Source organism: Micromonospora sonneratiae (assembly GCF_042679305.1).
GTDB classification, from domain to species: domain Bacteria; phylum Actinomycetota; class Actinomycetes; order Mycobacteriales; family Micromonosporaceae; genus Micromonospora_H; species Micromonospora_H sonneratiae.
The window spans coordinates 17,808-41,149 of record NZ_JBHTMP010000027.1 but is presented as its reverse complement, the minus strand read 5'-3'; the positions used below and the strand labels follow the sequence as shown (position 1 = coordinate 41,149).

At 69.6% G+C, this 23,342-nt stretch carries 17 protein-coding genes, 1 tRNA gene and 1 riboswitch; of the genes, 8 read left to right on the top strand and 10 right to left on the bottom strand.

Annotated elements, in window-relative coordinates:
* Positions 1-104 precede the first annotated feature (104 nt).
* Positions 105-176 (bottom strand) — tRNA-Gln (locus ACFQ4H_RS18430).
* Positions 177-462: 286 nt separating this feature from the next.
* Between ACFQ4H_RS18430 and ACFQ4H_RS18425 the strand changes: the two genes are divergently transcribed.
* A complete protein-coding gene (locus ACFQ4H_RS18425; RefSeq protein WP_377572222.1) occupies positions 463-1,437 on the top strand; it encodes an acyl-CoA desaturase in 975 nt (324 codons plus the stop codon).
* Between the two features lie 110 nt (positions 1,438-1,547).
* Positions 1,548-2,267, top strand: coding sequence for a TetR family transcriptional regulator (locus ACFQ4H_RS18420; protein WP_377572221.1), 720 nt, complete (start codon positions 1,548-1,550; stop codon positions 2,265-2,267).
* Positions 2,268-2,344: 77 nt separating this feature from the next.
* Here the strand turns inward: ACFQ4H_RS18420 and ACFQ4H_RS18415 are convergent, their stop codons facing one another.
* The 6 genes from ACFQ4H_RS18415 to ACFQ4H_RS18390 all read right to left on the bottom strand — a co-directional run bounded on the left by ACFQ4H_RS18415 (position 2,345) and on the right by ACFQ4H_RS18390 (position 8,523).
* Positions 2,345-2,830: a DUF4383 domain-containing protein gene (locus ACFQ4H_RS18415; protein WP_377572220.1), complete on the bottom strand. Its 486-nt coding sequence runs from the start codon at positions 2,828-2,830 to the stop codon at positions 2,345-2,347.
* 86 nt (positions 2,831-2,916) lie between these two features.
* Complete coding sequence (locus tag ACFQ4H_RS18410; RefSeq protein ID WP_377572219.1) at positions 2,917-3,372, bottom strand: DUF4383 domain-containing protein; 456 nt, start codon at positions 3,370-3,372, stop codon at positions 2,917-2,919.
* A gap of 210 nt (positions 3,373-3,582) precedes the next feature.
* Positions 3,583-5,409: an ABC-F family ATP-binding cassette domain-containing protein gene (locus tag ACFQ4H_RS18405; RefSeq protein WP_377572218.1), complete on the bottom strand. Its 1,827-nt coding sequence runs from the start codon at positions 5,407-5,409 to the stop codon at positions 3,583-3,585.
* A gap of 165 nt (positions 5,410-5,574) precedes the next feature.
* Complete coding sequence (locus ACFQ4H_RS18400; RefSeq protein ID WP_377572217.1) at positions 5,575-6,531, bottom strand: 4-(cytidine 5'-diphospho)-2-C-methyl-D-erythritol kinase; 957 nt, start codon at positions 6,529-6,531, stop codon at positions 5,575-5,577.
* A 154-nt stretch (positions 6,532-6,685) separates the two neighbouring features.
* On the bottom strand, positions 6,686-7,627 hold the full coding sequence (gene rsmA / locus ACFQ4H_RS18395) for a 16S rRNA (adenine(1518)-N(6)/adenine(1519)-N(6))-dimethyltransferase RsmA (RefSeq protein WP_377572216.1): 942 nt from the start codon (positions 7,625-7,627) through the stop codon (positions 6,686-6,688).
* Complete coding sequence (locus ACFQ4H_RS18390; protein ID WP_377572215.1) at positions 7,621-8,523, bottom strand: TatD family hydrolase; 903 nt, start codon at positions 8,521-8,523, stop codon at positions 7,621-7,623. The genes rsmA and ACFQ4H_RS18390 overlap by 7 nt, the downstream gene beginning before the upstream one ends.
* A gap of 381 nt (positions 8,524-8,904) precedes the next feature.
* Positions 8,905-9,038: riboswitch (cyclic di-AMP (ydaO/yuaA leader) on the top strand.
* A gap of 4 nt (positions 9,039-9,042) precedes the next feature.
* On the opposite strand from ACFQ4H_RS18390, the gene ACFQ4H_RS18385 reads away from it, so the two are divergent.
* Entirely contained in the window at positions 9,043-10,050 is a 1,008-nt protein-coding gene (locus tag ACFQ4H_RS18385; protein ID WP_377572214.1) for a coiled-coil domain-containing protein, read from the top strand.
* A 108-nt stretch (positions 10,051-10,158) separates the two neighbouring features.
* On the opposite strand, the gene metG is transcribed toward ACFQ4H_RS18385, so the two are convergent.
* Complete coding sequence (metG, locus tag ACFQ4H_RS18380; RefSeq protein WP_377572213.1) at positions 10,159-11,961, bottom strand: methionine--tRNA ligase; 1,803 nt, start codon at positions 11,959-11,961, stop codon at positions 10,159-10,161.
* Positions 11,962-12,127: 166 nt separating this feature from the next.
* Between metG and ACFQ4H_RS18375 the strand changes: the two genes are divergently transcribed.
* A complete protein-coding gene (locus tag ACFQ4H_RS18375) occupies positions 12,128-13,015 on the top strand; it encodes a hypothetical protein (RefSeq protein WP_377572212.1) in 888 nt (295 codons plus the stop codon).
* Between the two features lie 93 nt (positions 13,016-13,108).
* Here ACFQ4H_RS18375 and rsmI read toward each other — a convergent pair whose 3' ends face one another.
* On the bottom strand, positions 13,109-13,951 hold the full coding sequence (gene rsmI, locus ACFQ4H_RS18370; protein WP_377572262.1) for a 16S rRNA (cytidine(1402)-2'-O)-methyltransferase: 843 nt from the start codon (positions 13,949-13,951) through the stop codon (positions 13,109-13,111).
* 199 nt (positions 13,952-14,150) lie between these two features.
* On the opposite strand from rsmI, the gene ACFQ4H_RS18365 reads away from it, so the two are divergent.
* A complete protein-coding gene (locus ACFQ4H_RS18365) occupies positions 14,151-15,737 on the top strand; it encodes a dolichyl-phosphate-mannose--protein mannosyltransferase (protein WP_377572261.1) in 1,587 nt (528 codons plus the stop codon).
* Positions 15,738-16,169: 432 nt separating this feature from the next.
* A complete protein-coding gene (locus ACFQ4H_RS18360; protein ID WP_377572211.1) occupies positions 16,170-17,684 on the top strand; it encodes a GGDEF domain-containing protein in 1,515 nt (504 codons plus the stop codon).
* A gap of 71 nt (positions 17,685-17,755) precedes the next feature.
* Here ACFQ4H_RS18360 and ACFQ4H_RS18355 read toward each other — a convergent pair whose 3' ends face one another.
* Entirely contained in the window at positions 17,756-18,943 is a 1,188-nt protein-coding gene (locus ACFQ4H_RS18355) for a serine hydrolase domain-containing protein (RefSeq protein ID WP_377572210.1), read from the bottom strand.
* A gap of 303 nt (positions 18,944-19,246) precedes the next feature.
* Here ACFQ4H_RS18355 and ACFQ4H_RS18350 point away from each other — a divergent pair, with 303 nt between their 5' ends.
* Positions 19,247-22,141, top strand: coding sequence for an AfsR/SARP family transcriptional regulator (locus ACFQ4H_RS18350; RefSeq protein ID WP_377572209.1), 2,895 nt, complete (start codon positions 19,247-19,249; stop codon positions 22,139-22,141).
* 10 nt (positions 22,142-22,151) lie between these two features.
* The gene (locus tag ACFQ4H_RS18345; RefSeq protein WP_377572208.1) at positions 22,152-23,294 is read left to right on the top strand and encodes a winged helix DNA-binding domain-containing protein; all 1,143 of its coding nucleotides are present in this window, start codon (positions 22,152-22,154) and stop codon (positions 23,292-23,294) included.
* Positions 23,295-23,342 lie beyond the last annotated feature (48 nt).

Here is a 23,342-nt window from a genome sequence, read left to right as displayed (position 1 = left end):
CGCGTGCCACGGGCGAGTCGCCCGTTCCCCCTGGATGAGCGTTGAATCGGACCAAAGGCTCGAATCAGACCAAAGGTGGGTTGGATTCAGACCCGGAGGTCAAGCTCGGCCGTCAGGACTCGAACCTGAAAAAGCGCCTCCAAAGGGCGCCGTGTTGCCAATTACACCACGGCCGATCGTTGCTACCTGGAGCCTAACCCGACACCGGCATTACGGAGAACCCGGTATGCGACGCCGCCCCGTTCAACGCCGCCCCGGCCCGCGGGGGACAGATCCGCCCGGACCGCCTCCGACCGCCGACGAATCGGTCATGACCAGCGAGTCGACCCGACAGCACGACAAAATCCCTCGATGCCTGCCAGCCAATTGACAGCTACTGCCCCGTAGCAAACTACGGTGCCGTAAGTTACGGTGACGTAGGCGTAAGTTCCTGATCTTTCCCCACCCTTGCTGCGAGGTGCCATGTCGACCACTGCCGTACTCGAACCGCCTGACGCGCCCGCCAAGAACGGCCCCAAGCCGCTGACCGAGGGGGCCCAGTCCCCCGGGATCCTGATCGCGCTCTGGTCGTTCGTGGTCATCCCGTTCCTGGCCCTGATCGCCGCCGTGCCGGTGGCCTGGGGTGGCTGGCTGAGCTGGACGGACGTGGCCATCGCCCTGGTCTGGTACGTCGTCGCCGGGCTCGGCATCACCGTCGGCTTCCACCGCTACTTCACCCACGGCTCGTTCAAGACCAGGCGGTGGCTGCGGGTGACCCTGGCGGTGGCCGGGTCGCTGGCGATCGAGGGCAGTGTCACCCAGTGGGTCGCCGATCACCGGCGGCACCACGCGTTCTCCGACGTGGAGGGCGATCCGCACTCGCCGTGGCGCTTCGGGGGCAGCTTCTGGGGACTGACCAGGGGACTGTTCCACGCCCACATGGGCTGGTTGTTCCGCCGCGAACTGACCAACCGTCAGCGGTTCGCCCCGGACCTGCTGGCCGACAAGGACATCAGCCGGGTCGACCGACTCTTCCCGGTGCTGGTCATCGTCTCGGCGCTCGCCCCGGCCGTCATCGGCGGGCTGGTCACCTGGTCCTGGCAGGGCGCCCTGACCGCCTTCTTCTGGGCCGGCCTGGTGCGTATCGCGCTGCTGCACCACGTCACCTGGTCGGTCAACTCGGTGTGCCACGTCTACGGCGAGCGCCCCTTCGAGGTACGACAGGGCGACAAGGCGTCGAACTTCTGGCCGCTGGCGATCGTGTCCTTCGGCGAGAGCTGGCACAACCTGCACCACTCGGACCCGACGAGCGCCCGGCACGGCGTACTGCGTGGGCAGATCGACATCTCCGCCCGGGTCATCTGGCTGTTCGAGAAGCTGGGGCTGGCAACTGACGTCCGCTGGCCGAAGCCGGAACGGATTGCCGCGAAACTGGTGAAAACCGACTCATCGCGGTAGGCGCCGCAGCAGCGGATGTCCTGACTGTCGCCCGTGCCTGGCAGGATGGTCAAGTGACCGAGCATGGCGAGGGCACCATCAGGCAGGACAGGACTAGACGGCACGGCGTCATGGGACGCCAGCAGGGTGACGGTGTGGCAGAGAGCCCGAACACGAATGGTGGTGTCGGGCGCAGGCGGGCGCCGGCACCGACGACGGCGTCCGCCAAGCCCAGTTCCCGGGTACGGATGTCAGCTGCCCAACGCCGGGAACAGTTGATCGTCATCGGCCGACAGATCTTCGCCGAACGCGGGTTCGACGCCACCTCCATAGAGGAGGTGGCGGCTCGGGCCAAGGTGTCGAAGCCGGTGGTCTACGAGCACTTCGGTGGCAAGGAAGGGCTCTACGCGGTCGTGGTGGACCGCGAGGTCCGGGCACTGCTCGATCGGATCACCACGGCGCTGACCGCCGGCCACCCCCGCGAACTGCTGGAACAGGCGGCGCTGGCCCTGCTCGGTTACATCGAGGAGGAGACCAACGGGTTCCGGGTGCTGGTACGCGAGTCGCCGGTGATGTCGGCGACCGGCAACTTCAGCAGCGTGATGAACGACGTGGCACACCAGGTCGAGCACATCCTGGGCGCGGAGTTCAAGAGCCGGGGCTACGACCCGAAGCTGGCCGAACTGTACTCACAGGCGCTGGTGGGCATGGTGGCCCTGACCGGTCGATGGTGGCTGGAGGTGCGCAAACCCCGCAAGGAGACCGTCGCCGCCCACCTGGTCAACCTCTCCTGGAACGGGCTGTCCCACCTCGACGCAAAGCCGACCCTGATCACCCGCCGGGGTCGCTGACCGGCCAGCCATCACCCACCACCGAGCCACTGTCACGACCACCGGGCGGCCGACCGTCGCTCGTGGTCCGCCGGGATCTAACGGCGGCGACCCGCTTCTGGATTGTTGATCGCCCTCTGCCGGTACGTCTGTTCCGCCTCGGCGTCCGCAGCCGGGCCGACCTTGTCGTAGAGGCCGGTGGCCAGCACCAGCAGCCCGAAGATCATCGACACGATGACCGTCGACATGGAGAAGTTCAGGAAGTTGGCGTCGGTCTGCAGCACGGCCATCATCGCTATGGCGGTGACCATGAAGACCACACCGATGCCGAGATTCAGGAAGTGCCCCAGGTTGCCCCGGTGTGCCGCGCCAACCAGGACGATGGCCCCGAACACCACGGACACCAGAGCAAAGGCGAGGTTCGTCCGCAGCCCGAGCACCCACGTGTCGCCCCGGTCGAACAGCGGCTCACCCCAGGTCTGAATCACCCCGACCACTCCGAAGATCAGGATGTAGAGCCCGATCAGCGCGGCGAAGATCCGGTAGAGCGTCCGCGCGGGATGGTTGACCGGGATGTGCGCCATGGCTCCTCCTGCGCGTGGGCGACTTTCCTTCCGGATTGTCACCCAGAACGCGGGAGGGTGCCTGGCGAACGGAAATCAGTGGATGATCAGAGGAGCAGCCGGGCCTCCTGCCAGGCGCGAACCTCTTCCTCCGTACCGATCTTGCCGTACATGCCGGCCATCAGCAGGACCATCCCGATGACCATGGACACGATGGCGGTCGACATCGAGAAGTCGAGGAAGTTGGCATCGGTCCGCATCACGGCCAGCGAGGCGAGGCCGAGGACCATGAAGCCGTAGCCAAGCAACTTGTTGATGACCGTGTCGATGTTGCGTCCGATGGCGGTGCCGACCAGGACCAGGATCCCGACGACCGCCGAGATGATGGAATATCCCAGATTCGCCCCCTGGCCGAGGACCAGGGTGTCATTCTGAGCGAAGAACTCGGCACCGCTGTTCTCGATGACACCGAGTACGCCGAAGCCTGCCAGGTAGAGACCGGTGAGCCCACCGATCGCCCGGTAGACAGGCCGTGCGGGGTGGTTGACGGGGTTGTGTGCCATGGTTTGCGAGTCTCCAGGGCCGTACTGATGAGGGGTCGGCCCAGATTGTCCCGCACCGGGTCAGGGTGACGCCGGACACCCCCGACCCGGGTGCCCGCTGTCGCACCTGTCGCCAGGCTTGTCGTACTTTGTCGTGACGGTTGTCCTACTCGTCACGACGCTCGGCACGCCGTGTCCGACTCCCCGTCCTCCGGTCAGCCCCTCCTCCGGTCAGGCCGTCGGGACCCGCTCCGCCAGCGCCAGCCAGGTCTCCTCGACCTGCTCCCGCTCCGCCCGTACGGCCCGGAGTTGGCCATCCAGTTCGGCGACCTTGACGTAGTCGGTGGCATGGGTGGCGAGTTGGTCGTGCAGCTCCGCCTCCCGCTGCTCCAGCTTGCCGATCTGCCGTTCGAGGCGGGTCAGTTCCTTCCGAGCCGCCCGCAGCTCCCCGCCGGAGAGGCCATGATCCGCATGCTCAGGGGACCCGGTCTGCGACCCGCCGTCGACACGCGGAGCTGGCCCCTGATCACGGGGCCCCTGGGGGGTGGTGGCGGCGCGGGCAAGGTATTCGTCGATGCCACCGGGGAGATGGACCAGGCGACCGTCGCCGAACATCCCGTAGACCACGTCGGTCACCCGTTCGATCAGGTACCGGTCGTGGCTGGCCACGATCACCGTGCCGGGCCAGGAGTCGAGCAGGTCCTCCAGTGCCGCCAGGGTGTCGGTGTCCAGGTCGTTGGTCGGCTCGTCGAAGAGCAGCACGTTGGGTTCGGCGGCCAACAGACGGAGAAGTTGCAGGCGTCGCCGCTCGCCACCGGACAGGTCCGACACCGGGGTCCACAGCCGGCGGTCGTCGAAGCCGAACGTCTCGGCGAACTGGGCGGCGGCCATCTCCCGGTCACCGAGGACGATGCGTCGGGCGACCTCCTCCACCGCTTCGAGGACCCGCAGCTCGCGGGGCAACTCGGCCAGTTCCTGCGAGAGGAAGGCGGGTCGGACGGTCGACCCGGTGGTCAGCCGCCCCTGGTCCGGCTCGGTGACCCCGGCCAGCATCCGGAGCAGGGTCGTCTTGCCGGCACCGTTGGCACCGAGGATGGCGACCCGGTCACCGGGACCGACCTGCCAGGTGAGGTCCTTGAGGATCACCTTCGGGCCGGCGTTCAGGGTGACGTTCTCCAGGTCGTACACCTGCTTGCCGAGCCGGGCGGTGGCCAGACGTTGCAGCGACACGGTGTCGCGCGGCGGCGGCACGTCCGCGATCAGGGCGTTCGCCGCCTCGATCCGGAACCTCGGCTTGGAGGTACGCGCCGGCGGGCCACGCCGCAGCCAGGCGATCTCCTTGCGAAGCAGGTTCTGCCGGCGGGCCTCGGTGGCGGCAGCGACCCGTTCCCGTTCCGCCCGGGCCAGCGTCCAGGCGGCGAAGCCACCCTCGTAGGCCCGTACCGCCTGGTCGGCGACCTCCCAGGTGGTGGTGCAGACCGCGTCCAGGAACCACCGGTCGTGGGTGACGACCACGAGCGCACCACGTCGACCGACCAGGTGCCGGGCCAGCCAGTCGACACCGGCCACGTCGAGATGGTTGGTCGGCTCGTCCAGGATGAGCAGGTCCGCCGCGCGCACCAGCAGCGCGGCGAGGGCCACCCGCCGCCGTTCACCGCCGGACATCGGTCCGACCGGCTGGTCCAGGCCGAGGTACGGCATGCCCAGCCCATCGAGGATGGACCGTACGCCCGCGTCACCGGCCCACTCGTGCTCGGCGCCGAACCCTTCGTCCAGCCAGGCGGTACCCAGCACCACGTCCCGTACGGTCGCCTCGGGGTCGAGGTCGAGCGTCTGCGGCAGGGCGGCGACCCGAAGGTCCCGCCGGTGGGTCACCCGGCCGTTGTCCGGCTCCTCCGCGCGGGTCAGCAGCCGTAGCAGGGTGGACTTGCCGGCCCCGTTGAGCCCGACCACGCCGATCCGGTCGGCGTCGTCGAGCCCGAGGGAGACATCGGTGAGCAGCTGCCCCACCGCGCCGTAGCCCTTGGACACCCGGTCCAGGTTGACGATGTTGGCCACTACTCACACCTCCCATGGTCGAGGCGTCCCCACACCGCGCTGGGCCGACCATCATGATCGACGCGGTGTCGCCCAGCGACACCGGCACGGGAGGACGCCTGAATTCAACAAGGGTACGCGGAACGTCCCCCGAACTACCGGTCAGACCGCCCGGCAGCCAACCGCTCAGACCACCCGAGCCCCGGCGACCGGGCCGTACGCGGTGTGGGCGGCCCGGCAGACGCCCGAGGCGGACAGCTCGGCGGCGATCCGGCTGGCGTGCGCCCCGTCGGCGGCGAGGAAGACACACGTCGGTCCGGACCCGGAGACGATGCCGGCCAGCGCACCCGCTGCCTCGCCAGCCGCGAGCGTCGCGCTCAGGGCCGGCCGCAGGGAGAGCGAGGCCGCCTGGAGATCGTTGCCGAGTGCCTTGGCCAGCACCCCGGGATCCCGCTGCCGGAGTGCGGCCAGCAGGCTGTCCGGGCTGCCCAGCGGCTCCGGCGCGGCCCGGTCGGCACGCAGCCGGTCGAGTTCCCGGTAGACCGCCGGGGTGGAGAGGCCACCGTCGGCGACCGCCACCACCCAGTACCAGGAGGTCGGGCGGGCCAGCACGGGGCTGACCGCCTCACCCCGGCCGGTGCCGAGCGCCGTGCCACCGTAGATCAGGAACGGCACGTCCGAGCCGATGCCGGCCGCGATCCCGGCGAGTTCGTCGCGGGACAGCTCGGTGCCCCAGAGGGTGTCGCAGGCGACCAACGTGGCGGCGGCGTCGGCGCTGCCCCCGGCCAGCCCGCCGGCCAGCGGGATCTGTTTGCGCAGGTGCAGCCGGGCGTGGGCGGGCACCCTGGCGTACGCGGCCAGGGCCCGGGCCGCCCGGATCACCAGGTTCGACTCGTCGAGGGCCAACTCGCCGGTGCCCTCACCCTCCATGGTCAGGGTGAGGGTGTCGCCGCGCCGGGCGGTCAACTCGTCGTAGATGGAGATCGCATGGTAGACGGTGCTCAGCTCGTGGTAGCCGTCGGGGCGTACCGGGCCGACACCGAGGTGCAGATTGATCTTGGCGGGTACGCGGACCTTGACCGGGCCGGCCGCTCCCCGTCGCTGGTGGTCGTCATCGTCGTCCGGCCGCCATGCCTCGGTCACGAGGCAGTGCCCCGGGCCCGAGGCCGGAAGCCGACCGGAGACCCCGGAATCAGTTCCTCGGCCGGTTCGTGGCGCCCGTCCACCGACTCGTGAACGGCGGGGGCCACCGGCTGCGCCGTCACGGCGTACACCTCGTCATGGGCACGGCGTCAGACTACTCGGCGGCCCGCGTACCCGATGGAGCCGACGCGGCGATAGCGGCGAACTGCTCGACGGTGAGCGACTCACCACGGGCACCGGGATCGACACCGGCCGCGACGAGCGCCGTAGCGGCCCGATCCGCGCCCCCGGCCCAGCCGGCCAGCGCGGCGCGCAGGGTCTTGCGCCGCTGTGCGAACGCGGCATCGACCACGGCGAAGACCCGCGAACGCGGTACGTCCGTCCGGGGCGGCTCGCGCCGGGTGAAGGCGACCAGACCGGAGTCGACGTTGGGTACCGGCCAGAAGACGTTCGGCGGCACCCGGCCGGCGCTGCGGGCGGTGGCGTACCAGGCGAGCTTGACCGACGGAATGCCGTAGATCTTGGAGCCGGGTCCGGCGGTCAACCGGTCCGCGACCTCCTTCTGCACCATCACCAGACCGTGCCGCAGACTGGGCAGCTCGGCCAGCAGGTGCAACACCACCGGTACGGCGACGTTGTAGGGCAGGTTCGCCACCAGCGCCGTCGGCGCGGGGTCGGCCAGATCAGCGGCGCCGACCCGCAACGCGTCGGCCTGATGGACGGTCAGTCGGTCGACGGCACCGGGTCCGGCGTGCGCGGCGGCGGTCGCCGGCAGCGCACCGGCCAGCACCGGGTCGATCTCCACCACGTGTACGTGCGCGGCGATCGGCAGCAACGCCAGGGTGAGCGAGCCGAGTCCCGGGCCCACCTCCAGCGCGACGTCGTCCGGGGCAAGCCCGGCCGCGTTGGCTATCCGGCGCACCGTGTTCGGGTCGTGCACGAAGTTCTGACCGAACTTCTTCGTCGGGGTCACGCCCAGCCGGGCCGCCAACTCCCGGATCTCGGCCGGACCCAGCAGCGGAGGAAGGAGGGACCCCTTCCGGTCGTCGTTCTCCGCGGGTGAAGGGTCCCTTCCCGACCCTTGTGGCGTCACCATGGACCGAAGACCCGCTCGCCAGTGGCCGAGATAGCCGTACACAGCTCGGCCACGTCCGCACCGGTCGTCTCGGCCAGCGACCGTACGGTCAGCGGAATCAGGTACGAGGCATTGGGCCGCCCCCGATGTGGCGTCGGGGTGAGATAGGGCGCGTCGGTCTCCACCAGTAGCTGGTCCGGTGGGGTCACCCTGGCCGCCTCCCGTAGCGCAGTGGCGCTGGCGAAGGTCACCGTGCCGGCAAAGCTGAGTACGTAACCGCGGCGTACGCATTCGGCGGCGAATTCGGCGTCGCCGGAGAAGCAGTGCATCACGACGGTCTGCGGGGCCCCCTCCTCGTCGAGTACCCGCAGTACGTCGGCGTGCGCGTCCCGGTCGTGGATCACCAGTGGTTTGCCGTACCGCTTGGCGATGGCGATGTGCGCGCGGAAACTGGTCTCCTGCGCTGCGCGCCCCTCCTCCCCGGTACGGAAGAAGTCCATCCCGGTCTCGCCGATGCCCCGGACCCGGTCCTCGGCGGCCAGCGACTCGATCTGTCGCAGTGCCTCGTCGAGGTCGTCGAGCCTGGGTGCCTCGTTCGGGTGCAGCGCGACGGTGGCGACCACGGCCGCGTACTGCCGGGCCACCTCGACCCCCCACCGGGACGACGCCACATCGACGCCGACCTGGACCAGCCGGTCGACGCCGACCCCGGCGGCCACCTCGATCATCGCCTCGACCGGATCGCCGGGTCCGACGGGCGGCCCGGCCACCCCCGCCTCGGCAACGGTGATGTCCAGATGGGTGTGACTGTCTATCACCGGGCGGGGCAGCGGCTCGGGCGCGGATGGAAACTCCCCCGCCCGGCGCGCTGCACGTTGGCGGCGAGACTCGGCTTGATCGCTCATCACCGTCAGCATCACATATCCAACTGCACCGCCCACCGGACCCGGTGCAGTTCCCGGCGGACCCGGGCCGGTTCCGACCGGATGGGGACCCGGTTCTGACCAGACCGACGGCGAATTTCCCGCAGACCCCGCTCCGGGTGCCGCCACGACAATGCCTACGCTGCGTGTCGATTACCTCCCGGCGAATACGGATTGTCAACATTGCGAATCCGCTCCGCACAACAGGCAGCATTGCGGGACGCCGATGCGTCAACAAGCCGACACAGAGCGAGACGGTAGTGGAATGGGCTTCCGCACAATGCGTTTTCCGGCATCGGTTAAATAGATTGCCAGCGCGGCGGTCAGGTAGGCTCGCGGGCGGTCATCGCCAGAAGGCACGGATTCGGGGTGCCGGCGAGGCTGCCGCCTAATCGCCGTACGGGGCGAATCGGGGACCCGCGTCCATGGGGTGAATCCGCAGCAGCGGTAGGGGCCACTTCCGCCCCGAACCCGTCAGCTAACCCGATCGGCGGCCAACGGAAGGAAGGTATCTTGACCGCACCCCTGCGCGGTTGGCTGACATTTGCCTTGGCTCTACTGGCCTCCCTGGCCCTGACGGCGCCCGCCAGCCCGGCCTGGGCGGAACCCGACGAACAAGCGCCGAACGAGACCGAGACGCCACTGCTACGCGACGTCCTTGAAACCACCGGCCGGGGCTACATGCAGGCAAAGGCCAGGCTGGACCAGTCGAAGAAACGGGAGAAGACCCTCGCTTCCGAACTGCAGAAGGCCCAGGAGCAACTCGACCTGCTGACCCCGCAGGTCGCACAGATCGCAGCCGAGGCCTACCGGCAGGGCAAGGTCGGCACGCTGGCCGTACTGCTGAACAGCACCTCGCCGGACTCGTTCGTCGACCGGGCGACCCGCCTCGACGAGATAAGCCGACTGAACAACCGGAAGCTCTCCCAACTCAACGCGGCACGGGACGTGGCCGCCCGGGCCAAGGCCGCGCTCGACGCCGAGATCGTGGAGCAGAGCAAGCAGGTCGCCATCATGGCGAAGCAGAAGAAGGACGCCGAGAAGGCACTCGCGCTGGTCGGTGGCATGAGCGTGACCGGCGGCGGCTACGTCAGCGCCACCTCACCGGTGGCGAAGGCCGCACCGCGTACGGCCAATGGCGAGTGGCCGAACGAGTCGTGCAGTCAGGAGGACCCGACCACCAGCGGCTGTGTCACCCCGCGCACCCTGCACGCCTACAAGGAGACGAAGCGGGCCGGCTTCAACCGGTTCGTCGGTTGTTACCGTCCAGGTGGGCCGTACGAGCACCCCAAGGGCCGTGCCTGTGACTGGTCGCTGCAGAAGTCGGGCTTCTCACCCTGGAACACCAAGGACGAGCTGACGTACGGCAGCAACCTTGCCGCGTTCCTGGTCCGTAACTCCGACCGGCTCGGCATCTACTACGTGATCTGGAATCGGCAGATCTGGTTCCCGGCGACCGGCTGGAAGTCGTACAGCGGGCCGAGTAACCATACGGACCACGTACACATGTCTCTGCTCTGAGTCCGCCAGCCCTCGACGGCGGCGAAACGACGGCGCATCTCCCCGGATGTCCACCGGGGAGATGCGCCCTTTCGTTGCAACTGGCAGCACGTCTCCGTGCGCCGTGGGTCAGCCGCTGAGCCGGGCCAACTCCTCGTCCACGATCGACGGGTCGAGCTTGCGGAAGACCGGCTTCGGGGCCGCCAACGGCCGGCCCGCCTCGATCGGGACCGACTCCCATCGCGCGCCGACGGAGTAGTCACCGGTCAGCACCGGGTACGACGGGCCGCCGTCCAGGTCCTCGACCTCCACGATCGACGGCATCGGGGCGTGTACGCCGGTGCCACCGAGCAGTTCGTGGATCTTCTGTGCCGAGTGTGGCAGGAACGGGGTGAGCAGCGTGTTGGCGTCGCTGACCACCTGCAACGCGACGTGCAGGATGGTGCCCATCCGGGGCTTCTCCTCGTCGCCCTTGAGCTTCCACGGTGCCTGGTCGGAGAGGTACCTGTTCGCCTCGGCCACCACCCGCATCGCCTCGCCGATCGCCTGCTTCTGCCGGTGCTTGCCGATCAGGTCGCCGACGGTTGCGAACCCGGCCCGGGCGACGGCCAGCAGCGCCTCGTCCGCCTCGGTCAGCCCGGCGGCGTCGATCGGCGGGATGCCGCCGAAGTTCTTCGCCGCCATCGAGATCGACCGGTTGACCAGGTTGCCCCAGCCGGCAACCAACTCGTCGTTGTTGCGGCGCAGGAACTCCGCCCAGGTGAAGTCGGTGTCGTTGCTCTCCGGCCCGGCGACCGCGATGAAGTAGCGCAGCGCGTCGGCGTCGTAGCGCTCCAGGAAGTCGCGGACGTAGATGACCACCCGGCGGGAGGAGGAGAACTTCCGCCCCTCCATGGTCAGGAACTCACTCGACACCACCTCGGTGGGCAGGTTGAGCGGGCCGAGGTTGCCCGGCTGGCCGTCTCGGTCACCGGCGCCGGAGTAGCCGAGCAGCAGCGCCGGCCAGATCACCGAGTGGAAGACGATGTTGTCCTTGCCCATAAAGTAGTAGCCGAGCGCGTCCTTCCCCTCGCCGTCGGCCGACCACCACTTCCGCCACGCCTCCGGGTCGCCGGAGCGGCGGGCCCACTCGATGGAGGCGGACAGGTAGCCGATGACCGCGTCGAACCAGACGTAGATCCGCTTGTCGGACCGGTCGCGCCAGCCCTCCAGCGGGATCGGCACACCCCATTCCAGGTCGCGGGTGATGGCCCGGGGTTGCAGGTCGTCGAGCAGGTTCCGGGAGAAGCGCAGTACGTTGGGCCGCCAGCCCTCCCGGGTGTCCAGCCACTTCGCCAACGCCTCGGCGAACGCGGGCAGGTCGAGGAAGAAGTGTTCGGTCTCGACGAACTTGGGCGTCTCACCGTTGATCTTGGAACGGGGATTGACCAGGTCGATCGGGTCCAACTGGTTACCGCAGTTGTCGCACTGGTCGCCCCGGGCACTGTCGTACCCGCAGATCGGGCAGGTGCCCTCGATGTAGCGGTCGGGCAGCGTACGGCCGGTCGACGGCGAGATGGCGCCCATGGTGACCCTGGGCACGATGTAGCCGTTGCGGTACATCGTCTCGAAGATCTCCTGTACCACGGCGTAGTGGTTGCCGGTGGTGGTACGGGTGAACAGGTCGTACGACAGGCCCAGGCCGTGCAGGTCCTCGACGATGATCCGGTTGTAGCGGTCCGCCAGCTCACGCGGGCTGACCCCCTCGTTGTCGGCCTGCACCTGGATCGGGGTGCCGTGCTCGTCGGTGCCGGAGACCATGAGCACGTCATGTCCCGCCATCCGCATGTACCGGCTGAACACGTCGGAGGGAACTCCGAAGCCGGAGACGTGGCCGATGTGGCGCGGGCCGTTGGCGTACGGCCAGGCGACCGCAGCAAGAACGTGACTCATGGTCGTCAAGCCTAATGACCGACGGCTGGCGACCGCGAACGGATAGCGCCACCGGCCGCAGCCCTGCCGCCGCATCCGACCCGGCCCGCCACCTCCGCACTCTTTGCCCGATTTACCACCGACACGCACCGCGTTCTACCGCATCGGAACAGTCACTCGTTGTCAAATGGGCGATGTGACTGGGCCACCGACAGACCACCAACCGGGCGCCGGGCAATCCGATGACCTGGTCTCCCTCATCGAGCCCACCACCGGCGCGCCGCTCGGCGCGGTCCCTCAGCGGGTCCCGGTACGGGTTCCGCCGGAGTCGCCGGTCCCGATCCGGGGCACCGGCCCCGGCCATGACGAGGGCCTTCGGGGACAGGGTGAACGCCGCCTGTTACGGGCGGCGACGCCGGAACAGACACCCGCCGACGAGCCGGCCTTCTGGCTACCGATCGAAGAGGTCCACTGGGACGGAACACCGGTACGGAAGGACCCGAAGGCGCGATTCGGCTGGCTCCGGTTCCGGCGCGAACCCGGCCGGCGTACGGACAGGTCGCCCCGGCCCCCCAGACCACCCCGGCACGCGGTCACCGGACTGGCCGGTCTGCTGTCGCTGACCCTCCTGACCAGTTTCTTCGCCTGGGTGAGCGCCGAGCCGCTCTGGCTGGCGGTCGGCCGGGGCGAGTACGGCACCGTCGTCGTGACCGGCTGCACCGGCAACGGGGTCAAGCTTCGCTGCCGGGGCACCTTCGTTGCCGCGAACGCGGCGTTCACCGTCGTGGACGTAGCCCTGGCCGGGGTCGGTCCGGGCAGTCGACAGGCCGGTTCGAGGGTCACGGCGCGCATGCTCGACGCCGACGCCCGGATGGCCTACGCCGAGGGCGGCGCGGTCCTCGGGCACCTGCGTTGGCTGCTGGGGCTGATGCTGGTCCTGCTCTGTGCTGGCGGGATCGTCTGGTCGACCGGGGCGCTGCGTCTGCCGGAGCCGAGGGCCCGCCTGGTCGCGGTACTGGTCGGGCTGGCCGGGCCGCTGATCATCACCGTCGGTTTCATCGCCGCAGCCGCCTGAACCGTCGACGATCCGCCGGCGTCGGAACCGGCCGCAACCCGCTGCGACCCGTCCGGTGGGCGCTGGCCGGACCGCTTGCCGCGCTGGTGGCCATCAGCTGTGGATCACGGTGTACACGTCCCGGCGGCGTAGGCCGTACTCGTCGGCGACGGCGGTGATGGCGTCCCGTCGGGACGTACCGGCGGATTCCCGCTCGGCCACGGCGGCCCGCAACTCGTCGTCGGCCGGGCGGGGCCGTTCGCTGGCCGGCGGCGCACCGGCCACGACCAGGGTGATCTCACCGCGCGGTTCGCCCGTCGCGGCCCACTGCGCCAGTTCGCCGAGGGGTTGGCGCAGCACCTCCTCGTAGGTCTTGGTCAGCTCCCGGCACACCGCCGCCGGGCGGTCGGCCCCGAACGTCGCGGCCAGGTCGGCGAGGGTACCGGTAACCCGGTGTGGGGCCTCGAAGAAGACCAGGGTGCGCTCCTCGGTGGCCAGTGACCGCAGCCGGGTCCGACGGGCACCACCGGACCGGGGCAGGAAGCCCTCGAAGCAGAACCGGTCACAGGGCAGTCCGGACAGGGCCAGGGCCGTGGTGACGGCGCTGGGTCCGGGTGCCGCCGTGACCGGCGCACCCGCGTCGAGGGTGGCCCGGACCAGCCGGTAGCCGGGGTCCGAGACGCTGGGCATGCCGCCGTCGGTGACCAGCGCGACGACCGCACCGTCCCGGATCGCGGTGGCAAGATCAGGGGTACGGCGTTCCTCGTTGCCCTCGAAGTAGGAGACGATCCGACCCGGGATGGTGACGTCCAGGTCCCTGGCCAACCGGGCCAGTCGCCGGGTGTCCTCGGCCGCGACGATGTCTGCGGTGGCGAGAGCCTCGCGCAGCCGGGGAGAGGCGTCGGCAGGGTTGCCAAGCGGCGCTCCGAGCAGGATTAACCGACCAGAGTCGGATATATCACCCACAGATTGGCTCCCTCATCGACGATCCTTGCTTGAAACGGGTCCGTGGTGGACTCCGCTTCTCCCCTACGCAGCCTACGATCACGGGGTGACCCTGGCGTCGACAGCGCAGACCGGTAACCCGGGCCACCCGGAGACCACCTCGGCCAGATCGGACAATCCACCCGGCGGCGCACCAGCCGGCCAGTCCGCCGTGCCGCCCGGCAGCCTGCCGGGCGGAGACCGTCCCGGTCGGCAGCCCTCCGGCGGTGTCCCGGCGATCATCAGACGCCGACTGGCCCCGTTCGACACCCGGCTCGACGTGAACTCGTGGATCGCCACCGCCGTGGTCGTGGCCATCGCCGCCATCGTCCGGCTGGTCGGGCTGGACGAGCCCAAGGGCAAGATCTTCGACGAGATCTACTACGCCACCGACGCCCACAACCTGCTCACCCGGGGCTTCGAGTGGGACGAGAAGAACAACACCGCCGCGTACGTGGTGCACCCGCCCCTGGGCAAGTGGATGATCGCCCTCGGCGAGTGGACCTTCGGCTACAACGAGTTCGGCTGGCGGATCTCCGCCGCCCTGGTCGGCACGCTGTCCGTACTGCTGCTGGTCCGGATCGGCCGTCGACTGTTCCAGTCGACCGTGCTCGGCTGCGCAGCCGGCCTGCTGATGGCCCTGGACGGGTTCCACCTGGTGCTGTCCCGCACCGCACTGCTCGACATCTTCCTGCTGTTCTTCATGCTGGCCGCGTTCGGCGCCCTGGTGCTGGACCGGGATGCCCGTCGCCGCCGGTGGCTACGGGCCATCGAGTCGGGCCTCGACCCGAGTCGGCCCGGTCGGGCCGGCCGGCCGGGCTTCTCGCTACAGGGTGTGCCGTGGTGGCGGCTACTGGCGGCGGTGCTGCTCGGCTGTGGTACGGCCGTCAAGTGGAGCGCGCTCGCCTTCGTGCTCGTGTTCGCGGTACTGGTGCTCTTCTGGGAGGCCGGTACGCGCAGGTCCGTGGGCGTACGCCGCCCGTGGCGGGACACGCTGCTCGACGAGGTCGGCTGGTTGGCGCTCTGCGGCGGGTTGTTGGTCGTGACCTACGTCGCGACCTGGTCGGGTTGGCTGTTCACCGAGGGCGGTTACTTCCGCAACTGGCGGGCCGACGAGGTTCCGCTCATCGATCCGCTGAAGAACCTGTACGAGTACCACAAGGCCGCCCTCAACTTTCACACCGGACTGACCACCAGTCACGTCTACCAGTCCTGGCCCTGGCAGTGGCTACTGCTCGGACGGCCGGTGGCCTTCTACTGGTCGAGTTCCGGCCCGTGCGGGGCCGAGAGCTGCGCGGCGGAGGTCCTGCTGCTCGGCACCCCGCTGCTGTGGTGGTCGTTCCTGCCCGCGCTGGTGGCCGTGATCTGGCTGGGGGTCGCGCGTCGGGACTGGCGGGCTGCGGCCATCCTGCTCCCCGTCGCCGCCGGGCTGCTGCCCTGGTTCTACTACGCCCTCGACAGCCGGACGATGTTCTACTTCTACGCCGCGCCCGCCCTGCCGTTCCTGGTGCTGGCGGTGGTCTACGTGCTCGGCGCGATCATGTCACCGGTTCCGTCGGCCAACGGGTCGGCACCGACCGGGTCGACCGTCGGCACCGAGACCGGCCTGGATCGACGGATGATCGGCTCGATCTTCGCCGGGGCGTACGTGCTGCTGGTCGCGATGTGTTTCGCGTACTTCTATCCGATCTACGTCGGTCAGCCCATCCCGTACGTCGACTGGTCGGCGCGGATGTGGCTCGGCGGACGGTGGATCTGACCCGTACCAACGGGCAGCCGACACAAAGATGCGCGCCCCGATCGCCTGCCACGGGGGAAGCGGGCGATTGGGGCGCGCACGATGAGCTTAACCACCCCTGGATCACCTGCACAACGGGTCGCCCCTGGTCAGATTTCCAGCCGGAGCACCGTTAAGCAGAACAGACATTTTGGAAGAATCCACGTAAGCACGGATGAGTCATCCGAGCATCGGCGCCGAAACCGGGCCGAGGAAAGTGAATGGTAGCGCTCCCACGTCGATCGACACCAGAGCTTCCAGCCCGAAAGAACAAGCGGCCATCCACCCAAAACCCGGACGTACGGCACGAGCAACTTCATGATCGACATGGCTGATACCGGCCGAGCGTCTCGACTTCATGTCAAACAGTGCCGGAAGGCCGGCAACGCCGTATCCATGAGATGAAATAGCACGATGGGTTCGGACGGCACCGAGGAACTACGGATGCTGCTGCGAGCCGGCCGTAACGCCGAGGCGGCGGCCCGTGCCGACGCGGTGGCCGCCAGCAGCGACCTACGCGTCGCGGCGTACGCACTGCTCCAGAAGGCTGCGGCCCTGCTCAACATGGGGCGGATCCGGGAGAGTGCCGCGGTGATCGACGCGGCCGACCAGGCCGTAAGACGATACGGCGACCCGGTGTCCGAGGCGCAGATGCACGCACTGGCGGCGTTCATCCCGTTCGTCGAGAACTCCCTCGACCGGTGCGCAGCCCATCTCGTCCAGGGGGCGCGTGCCCTCCACCCCGGGCTACCCGACACCGTCGACCTGGTCGACGCGTACAACGACCTCGCGTTCGTCCACTCACTGGTCGGCTTCCACGAACGGGCGGACACGCTGCGCACCCAGGCACTGGCCAGCGCCGGCCGGCTGGGCCTGTTCCTCCCGAACATCGTGAAACCCGAGATACAGGTACGCCACGCGGTGTACCTGGACCACTGTGGCCGGACCGCCCAGGCCCGGTCCGTGCTGTCGGCGGTCGCCCACGAAGCCGCGGATCTCGCCCGCCGCTACGGACCGGACACCCTGCCACCGGCCCTGCGGATCTACAGCTGGTACGCGGAGGTCCGACTGGCGGCGCTCGGTGACGTCACCCGGCCGGTCGTCGGACTCACCGGTCGGGACGAGATCGAGGAAACCCCCGAAACCTGTCTGCTACTGGCGTTCGGGGACGTGTGTCAGGCGATCGCCAGCGGCCGACCGGACCGCGCACTGGCCCAGCTCGACACGGTCGACGTGGACGCCCGCCTGATCGGGGTGGGTGAGCCGTACCGACTGCGGGCGCTGGCGTACACCGCAGCCGGTGACCACCGGGCGGCGCACGAGGCCGACCGTACGGCGTTCGCGGCCACGGCAGAGGTGTCCGACCGGGCCCGCCAACTCTTCGTCGACGCGGTCGGGATACGCCTCGACCACGACGAACTCCGGCAGACAGCGGCACGCTACGCCGACGAGGCGAACACCGATGCGCTGACCGGACTGCCGAACCGTCGTCACTTCGACCGGTACGCCCGGTCAGCCCCCATGGTCGGCCAGGCCGCGGTGGGAGTGGTCGACCTCGACGGTTTCCACAACGTCAACAGCGTGCACGGTCACCTCACCGGGGACATCGTGTTGCAGCGCGTCGCCGGGGTGATGAGTCGGATGGTCCGTCGGCGGGACCTGCTGGCCCGGGTCGGCGGGGACGAGTTCGCCCTCGTACTTCCGGACACGACCCTGGACGAGGCCATCGAACTCGGCCGGAGGATGGTCGCTGCGGTGGCCGGCGAGGACTGGGAGAGTTTCGTGCCCGGCACACCGGTCGGCATCACGGTCGGGTGGGCGCGACTGTCGGCCGGAGGCGACGTACGGATGGCCTTCGACGAAGCCGACCGCGCCATGCTGAGCTGCAAGAACGCCCGTCCCGGAAGGTTGCGTACGGCCCACCGCTGAGCCGACGGCAGGTCCGGACCAGCTGTGGAGCGAAACGATGCATCCACCCACCACGTCGCCCTGGTCGGTGGCTACGCGCAGACCAGCTTCCGGAACTCGGCCAACCCACCGCCGAACAGGAAGTCGCTGTTCTGCGTCATGGCGATCGCGATCATCTGCCGGGCCGGGTCGTTGAACCACGACGTGCCGTAGCCACCGTCCCAGCCGTAGCGCCCCGGTACGGACGACACCTCGTCCGGTGCGATGGCGACGCTCATCCCGAGGCCCCAGCCGTACCCGTCGAGCACGAAACCGCCGCCGGTCACCTGCTCAGGCGTCAGGTGGTTGGTCGTCATCAGGTCGACCGACCGCTCCGACAGAAGCCGTCTGCCCTGGTACAGCCCCTTGTCGAGCAGCAGCCGAGCGAACGCCAGGTAGTCGTCGACGGTAGAGACGAGACCCGCGGCACCAGAAGGGAACGTCGGTGGCTCAGCCCACTCGCCCGGGTCGGAGACCCCCCGCAACTCCACCTTTCCGGTCTCCTCGTTCGTCATGTAGTAGCCCGGTAGGCGGTCGGTGTCCTCCGTGGGCAGGGCGAAGCCCGTCTCCGTCATGCCGAGCGGCTCGAAGATGCGGGACCGGAAGAGGTCCGGCAGCGACTGCCCCGCCGCACGGGCGACCAGAACCCCCAACACGAGCGAGCCCGTGTTGTAGAGCCACCGTTCACCGGGCTGGTACATCAGGGGCAGGGTCGCGAACCGAGCGATCCACTCGTCCGGGTCGTGCGGGGTACGCGGGTCCGGCTCCGCCATGGTCAACTGCAACTCGCCGGCCCTGTTGATCACCGGATATGGCGGGTCCAGGCTCGGTTCGACCACGACGCCGTAGCCCATGCGGAACGTCAGCAGGTCGTCGACCGTGATCGGCCGGACGGCCGGAACCGTGTCGTCGAGCGGACCGTCGATCCTGCGGAGCACCCTGCGGTCGGCCAACTCCGGAAGCAGCCGGTCGACCGGCTCGTCCAAGGTCAGTCTTCCCTCTTCGACCAGCATCATCGTCGCGGCGGCGAGGACCGGCTTCGTCATCGAGGCGATCCGGAAGATCGTGTCCCGGCGCATCGGATCGTCGCTGTCGAAGCTCTTCAGCCCGATCGGCTCGACCCACACGTCGTCGCCACGGGCGACGAGCAGCACCATGCCGGGCAGTTCCCGCTTGGCGACCCGGGCGGCCATCGCCGCCCGCAGCCGGTCCAGCCCGGCCTGGGACGTGGAAGAGGTCATCTCCGTTGCCTCCGAGATCGGCGTTCTCGTCCGTACCGCGACACCTGCCATGACGAACGGGCTACGACTGCCCAACGGCAGCATGACCGGCAACGGCACGGTAACCGTCGGGTACGACAGAACGAGCGCGGATCGGACCGGAGGGGCGGCGACGCCGACGGGAGAGCCGGCCCGCCGCAGTGCGTGGCAGGCCGACCGGTGTGGGACCGGGCCAGGCGTCCACTATCCGACCGCTTGGCCACAGCTACCCGGGCGACTGCGACCCTAGGATTACATCGGTTGATCACGTTGCATGGGGTGGCTATGAGGTGGCGACTCCTCGGGCCGATCGAGGTGACCGCAGGCGGACGGGTACTGGGCATTCGCCGTCCGCAGCAACGTGCGGTCCTGGCATTGCTGCTGCTCAACGCCAATCGGCTGGTACCCGCCCAGCAACTGGTCGACGCCCTCTGGGCGGACGAGCCACCGGCCAGTGCCCGTACCCAGGTACAGGTCTGCGTATCCCAGATCCGCGCGGCCCTACGCGGCACCGAGCTGGCCGACGCCCTGGTGAGCCACGCCGGTGGTTACCGGCTTGCCGTCGGCGACGGTGACCTCGACCTGGCCGAATTCACCCGAGCGGTGGGACAGGCGCGGGTCGCCAGCGACGCCGGACAGCTGTCGACGGCAGCCGACCTCCTGCGGGCCGGGCTGGCACTGTGGCGTGGCCCCGCACTGGCCGGAGCGGCGGCTGCGTTCGTCGAGGCCGCCGCGGCAGGACTCGCCGAGCAGCACCTTGCCGCCCATCAGCAACTCGCCGCGGTCGAGTTGGCCCTCGGTCATTCCGATGTGGTGATCCGGACGCTGGAGCCGCTGGTGGCCGAGCATCCGCTGCGGGAACAACTGGTGGCCCAGTACATGCTGGCGTTGGCCGGCGTCGGGCAGCAGGCACGCGCCCTGCGCCTGTACACCGAGACCAGGGGCAGACTGATCGAGGAACTGGGGGTGGAACCGGGCGCTGAACTGGCCGGGGCCCACCTGAAGGTACTGCGCAACGAGCTGATCGAGGCACCGGCGGCCGAGACCGTGTCGGACGCCGCTCCGGCACCGGCGGCCGTACCGGCCCAACTGCCCACCAACGTCGCCGGCTTCACCGGCCGCGAAGCGACGCTTCGGGAACTGGACCTGCTGGTACCAGCCGACGGGCACGACGGCCAGCACGGCACGGCGGTGGTGATCTCCGCGATCGGCGGTACGGCCGGCGTCGGCAAGACGGCGCTGGCGGTGCACTGGGCACACCGGGTGGCCCACCGCTTCCCCGACGGGCAGCTCTATGTCAACCTCCGGGGCTTCGACATCGACGACCGGTTGGTGACGCCGGGCGAGGCGTTGCGTGGCTTCCTGGAGGCGCTGCACGTACCAGCGCAGCGGATACCGGCCGACGTGTCCGGCCAGGCCGCGCTCTATCGCACCCTGCTGGCCGGGCGGCGGATGCTGGTGCTGCTGGACAATGCCCACGATCCGGAGCAGGTCCGCCCGCTGTTGCCGGGGGCGTCAGGATGCCTGGTCGTGGTGACCAGCCGTAACCGGCTCACCGGCCTGGTCGCCGCCGAGGGGGCGCGACCGCTCACCCTGGACCTGCTGTCCACGACGGAGTCCAGGGAACTGCTGGCCCGTCGACTCGGTCGGGGACGGGTCGCGGCGCAACGCCCCGCCGTCGACGAGATCGTCGAGCGGTGTGCGCGTCTCCCGCTGGCCCTGGCCGTGGTGGCCGCGCGGGCCGCCACCCAACCCGACTTTCCGCTGGCCACGCTGGCGGCCGAGCTGGCGGACGCCCAGGGCGGCCGGCTGGCGGCGCTGGACGCGGGTGATCCGGCAACCGACGTACGGGCGGTCTTCTCCTGGTCCTACCGGGCGCTCGACGACGCAGCCGCCCGACTGTTCCGGCTGCTGGGCCTGCATCCCGGCCCGGATCTCGCCGTCGCTGCCGCGGCCAGCCTGGCGGGTGTGCCACCCTCCCGGGTACGACCGTTGCTGGCCGCCCTCACCCGGGCGCACCTGCTCACCGAACACCTCCCCGGCCGCTACAACCAGCATGACCTGCTGCGCAGCTATGCCGCCGAGCTGTGCGAGGAGGTCGACGACGAACCCGAGCGGCAGGCGGCCCGGCATCGTCTCCTCGACCACTACCTGCACGTCAGCCAGGCTGCGGACCAGTTGCTCGACCCGTACCGGCTGGCCCATCCGATCACGGTGAGCGAGGCGCAACCGGGCGCCGCCACCGACGGGCCGACCGGCTACTCCCGGGCACTGGACTGGTTCGCCGTCGAACAGGACGTGCTACTGGCTGCGGTCGAGCAGGCCGCCAGGAGCGGCTTCGACGGACATGCCTGGCAGTTGGCCGCTGCCCTCGTCACCTACCTGGACCGCCGTGGACACTGGCACGATCTCGCTGCTGTGCAGCGTACGGCGTTGGATGCCGCACAACGGCGGGCCGACCCGCTCGGTCAGGCCCAGGCGCACCGGGGCATCGCCATCGCCTGCACCTGGCTGGGCCGGCTCCAGGATGCGTACCGGCACTATCAGCGTGATCTGGACCTGTACCGCGAGTCGGGTGACCGGCTGGGCGAGGCGCACACACACATCGGGCTGAGCTGGGTGCTCTCCCGGCAGGGCCAACCGCAGGAGGCGATCGACCAGACGCGCCAGGCACTGGACCTCTACCGGGCCATCGACTACCAGGTCGGGCAGGCCAAGGCCCTGAACAACCTCGGCTGGTTCCTGGCCCGGGTCGGTGAGCACCAGTCGGCACTCGACTCGTGCCAACAGGCCCTGATGCTGCACGGGGAGACCGGTGACCGGCACGGTGCCGCGCTCACCTGGGACAGCCTCGGCTACGTCCACCACGAACTCGGCCAGCACGAACAGGCGACACACTGCTACCTGAAGGCACTCGACCTGCATCGCAGTCTCGGCGACCGGTACAGCGAGGCGGAGGTGCTGGCCAACCTCGGCGACACCCAGTGGGCGGCCGACGACGTCGACGCCGCCCAGCTCACCTGGCACGAGGCCCTGGCGATCTTCGACGAGTTGGGGCATCCGGACGCCGCCCAGCTCCGCCTCAAGGTTGCCGAACGGCTCCAGCCCGTCAGCGTCAGCCGACTGGCCTCGGCCGACGCCGTGGACACCCTGGCCCACGCTGTCGGCCCCGACTCCTAGAGTCTGGTACGTGCCCCAAGAGCAGAGCCGTGACATCCAACTGACCTCGGACAACGTGCTGGCCTGGCGAATGCGCCGGCAGTACCTCGACCGGGCGGCGGAGGTCGACACCGCGCTGGTCGTACGACGGCTCTGTGGTCTCCAGGCCCAGGTGCCGTCGGCGGCCGAGCGGGCGGTCGCGGCCCGACAGCCGGTCCCCCGTCCGGGAGCGGTGGCACCGGCACTGGCGGATCGCAGGCTGGTCAAGACCTGGGCGATGCGGGGCACCCTGCACCTGCTCACCGTGGCGGACGCCCCCGCCTACCTGTCCCTGCTGGCTGCGGCGCGGAGCTGGGAGAAGGGTTCCTGGCAGCGCACCTTCGTCACCACCGCACAGCTCGACGCCATCGCCGAGGCGGCGGCCAAGGCACTCGACGGCCGCGTCCTCACCCGTGAGCAGTTGACCGCCGAGATCGTCGACCGCACCGGTGACCGGACGCTCGGCGCGCATCTCGGCTCCGGCTGGGGCACCGTACTCAAGCCACTGGCCTGGCAGGGCCTGCTGGTCAACGGGCCGAGCGAGGGCGGTCGGGTCACCTTCACCCGACCCGACACCTGGCTGGACGGGTGGCCCGCCCTACCCGCCCCCGAGGTGGCGGCACAGACCGTCATTCCCAGCTATCTCGGCGCGTACGGCCCGGCCACCCCCGAGGTCTTCGACCAGTGGCTCCTTCGCGGGGCCACGAAGAAGGCGACCCTGAAGGGCTGGTTCGCTGGTCTGGTCGCCGACGGCACCCTGGTACGCGTCGAGGTGGACGGCCAGCCGGCGTACGCACGGGCGACCGACGTCGACGCCATCGTCGACGCCGAACCGTTCGACGGGGTACGTCTGCTCCCCGCCTTCGACCACTACGTGCTCGGCCCCGGGACGAGCGACACCCGGGTCATCCCGGCCGGACGGCGGGGCGCGGTCAGCCGGGCGGCCGGCTGGATCTCCCCGGTGGTGGTGCACCGGGGCCGGGTGGTCGGCACCTGGGACATCGAGGGCGATGCGCTCGACGTCATGCTCTTCACCGAGTCCGGGCCGGTGCCGACAGACAGGATCGAGGTGGAAGGTGCCCGCCTCGGCGCGTACGCCGGCATCGACCTCCGGCTCACGATCCGGACGGACTGACTTCGGCTCGACGAGGCGCCCCGGACCGGTGGCGGTCGGACCGGACGG